Source organism: Bilophila wadsworthia ATCC 49260, assembly GCF_000701705.1.
Taxonomy (GTDB): domain Bacteria; phylum Desulfobacterota; class Desulfovibrionia; order Desulfovibrionales; family Desulfovibrionaceae; genus Bilophila; species Bilophila wadsworthia.
This window is the reverse complement of sequence record NZ_JNJP01000168.1, coordinates 1-2865: the sequence shown is the minus strand read 5'-3', so window position 1 is coordinate 2865 and position 2865 is coordinate 1. Positions and strand designations below refer to the sequence as shown.

Annotated in this window: 2 protein-coding genes; both read right to left on the bottom strand. The window is 62.4% G+C overall.

Annotated features, from left to right (window positions below):
• Positions 1–73: 73 nt before the first annotated feature.
• Entirely contained in the window at positions 74–586 is a 513-nt protein-coding gene (locus T370_RS0121575; protein ID WP_005028206.1) for a GNAT family N-acetyltransferase, read from the bottom strand.
• 183 nt (positions 587–769) lie between these two features.
• Positions 770–2695, bottom strand: a complete 1926-nt coding sequence (locus tag T370_RS0121570; RefSeq protein WP_029436974.1) for a molybdopterin biosynthesis protein — start codon at positions 2693–2695, stop codon at positions 770–772.
• Positions 2696–2865 lie beyond the last annotated feature (170 nt).

Below are 2865 nucleotides of genomic sequence, written 5' to 3'. Positions count from 1 at the left end.
GAGAGGTTTGGAGAGGGGGAGGGGAACCTTTCTTTAGAAAGGTTCCCCTCCCCCTCTCCAATTTTTTCTTCTCTCATTCACCAACAGGCTGCTTCGGGCCGTCGAGAAGCTTCTGGTAGAAAACGAGATCGAGCCAGCGGCCGAACTTGTACCCCGCTTTGACGATCTTTCCGGCGAACGTGAATCCGAATCGCTCGTGCATACGGATGCTGGCGGCATTGTCGGCATCGATGCCCGCGATCATGGTCGCATAGCCAGCCCCGTTCGCCGCCTCCAGCAGCTTCTCCATCAGCCGGGTGGCGATGTGGCGCCGCCGGAAGTCCTTATGCACATAAATGGAATGTTCGATGCTGTACTTGTAGGCGGGCCACGGACGGAAATTTCCATAGGTGGCGAATCCGGCTATCACGCCGTCCTCTTCCAGCACGAAAACGGGAAGCCCGGCCTCACGGTGCTCGTTGAACCATTGCCTGCGCATGTCCAGCGTATGCGGCGTATAGGTGTAGACTGCCGTGGTGTTGATGACGGCATCGTTATAAATATCCAAAATCGCTTGCAGGTCTGCTTCTGTGGCAGGGCGGATCATGAGGCTTTCCTTGGCTGTGCTAATCGGTTTCCCTGACAAGGAAACGGGTTAGGGGTGGAGCTTGGCGGGGGAGGGTTCCCCTACGGACGGCCCCGCAAGGGCCTTGACCGTCAGGCGGGGCCTAGCCCTTACGGACATCGGCGGCAACGCAACCCCTATCCCAAAGGTTCCCCTCCCCTTTTCCTACATCCGTTTTTCGCCTTCCGCCATGATCTGCCCGGTGAGGGGCGTGTCATAGCCGCCCTGGGCTTCGATGCGCGCCTTGAATGCCGGCGAATCGAGCAGGGCGCGGACGGCCTGAACACGGGGATCATCGAGGAAACGCGTGGGGATGACGAGATCATAGCGTTCAAGGGCGAGCGGCACGAAATCAAGGCCAAGCGCCTTGGCAGCGGCGTAGATGCCCATGCCGCAGTCGGCCGCCCCGGTGAGCACGTTTACCGCCACGGCCATGTGCGTGAACTCCTCCTTATCATACCCTTTGACGTCGGAAGGCTTGAGCCCGGCCTGCTTCAGCTTCCAGTCGAGGAGGATGCGCGTCCCGGCCCCGCGCTGGCGGTTGATGAAGCGGACACGGGTGAAATCGTCGATGCCCTGAATATTCATCGGGTTGCCGTGCGGAACGATGATGCCCTGATGCCGGATGGCGAGGTTGATGACCGTTACGTCCACATCGGGCAGGAATTTCTTGATGAACGGGAAGTTGAAGTCGTCGGATCCGGGATCGAAAAGATGCATCCCGGAGAGGTGGCAGGAGCCGTTTTTCAAGGCCGTAATGCCGCCCATGCTGCCGACGTGCGTGGAGGCGAACCGGAAGGGCTCGGGCAGGCCCATGAGTTCGTCGGCGAGCAGATCAAGGGTGTTGTCGTGGCTGCCCACACAGACAAGGATGCGGTCGAGTTCCGCTTCCGAAACGGACAGTTCGGCGGGCACCACGGCGTGCTCGTTCAGGCCTTCGGCCTGCTCGGGGATGCGCACGTCGCCCTGCGCGCGGGTGACGGTGGTGATGTTCCCGGCCCCGCGTTCGAGCGGCGTGGCGACCAGTTTGTCGCCGACCCGCCCGATGGACACGCGCACATGCTCCTCGACGCCCGGACGGGATGGCACGGTACGGGTCAGCTCGACGGGGACAACGGTTTTTGCGGGCGGCTCGCGGTGCGAAAGCCATGAAATGAGCGGTTCGAGCAGTTCCTTGAAGCATACCAGCGCGCTTACTGGATACCCCGGCACCCCGGCCACGAGGCGGCCCCGGCAGTTGGCGAGCAGGGACGGCTTGCCCGGCATGGCGGCGATGCCGTGCGTGAGGATTTCGCCTTCCTTTTCCAGCGTGGCGCGGGTGAAGTCCTTGGAGCCTGCGGACGAACCAGCACAGAAGATGGTCAGGTGCCTGCCCGCGTCGAGGCTGTCCTTCAGGGCCTGATGCAGGGCTTCCGGGTTGTCCGGAACGGGGGCGGCGCGTTCCACGACGCAGCCCAATTCACGGGCCAGCGCCGCCAGCATCTGGGAATTGGATTCCACGACCTGCCCCTTGCCGGGATCGGGGTGCGTGGTGAAGTCGAGCACTTCGTCCCCTGTGGGGATGATGCGGACAGTGACGCGCTCCCAGACGGGCACGTCCCAGATGCCGCCGGAAAGCAGCGCGCCCACATCCCACGGCCTCAACTGGTGGTTGCGCGGAAAGAGCAGTTCCGTCGCCACAATGTCCTCCCCGATGCGGCGGACGTGCTGCCACGGAAAGGCGGGGGCTTCAATGGTGACGCTGCCGCCGTCCAGCATGACCTGTTCGATCATGATCACGGCGTCGCAGCCCTCGGGCATGGGGTGTCCGGTATTGACGGCAAAGCAGGTTTCCCCGGCCTTGAGCGTTAACGGGTGCCCTTCCCGTGCCGCGAAGGTCGAACGGGCGTTGACCGCGTAACCGTCCATCGCCGCCGAGTGGAAGGTGGGCGAGGAATAGCGGGCGTGCACCGCGTGCGCCAGTACCCTGCCCGAAGCTTCATGCGAAGGGATCGTTTCCTCGCGGATCAGCGCTTCGCGGTCTATGGAAGCCTTCACCCGTGCGACGGCTTCCGCGGGAGGGATTGTTTTGAGGTAGATATTGCGTTTCATGATAAATCCTTATGTGAATAAAATGGATTTTGCAGCCTTACCGGGAGACGTGCGCCAAGGTTTGGCCTCCCGTGCCGCCCGTTCCGCCACAGACCTTTACAAAAGTCTTTGGGGGAGAAGGGGTGGGGTTTGGGGAGGGGGGGAGGGGCCTTTCTCCAGAAAGGCCCCTC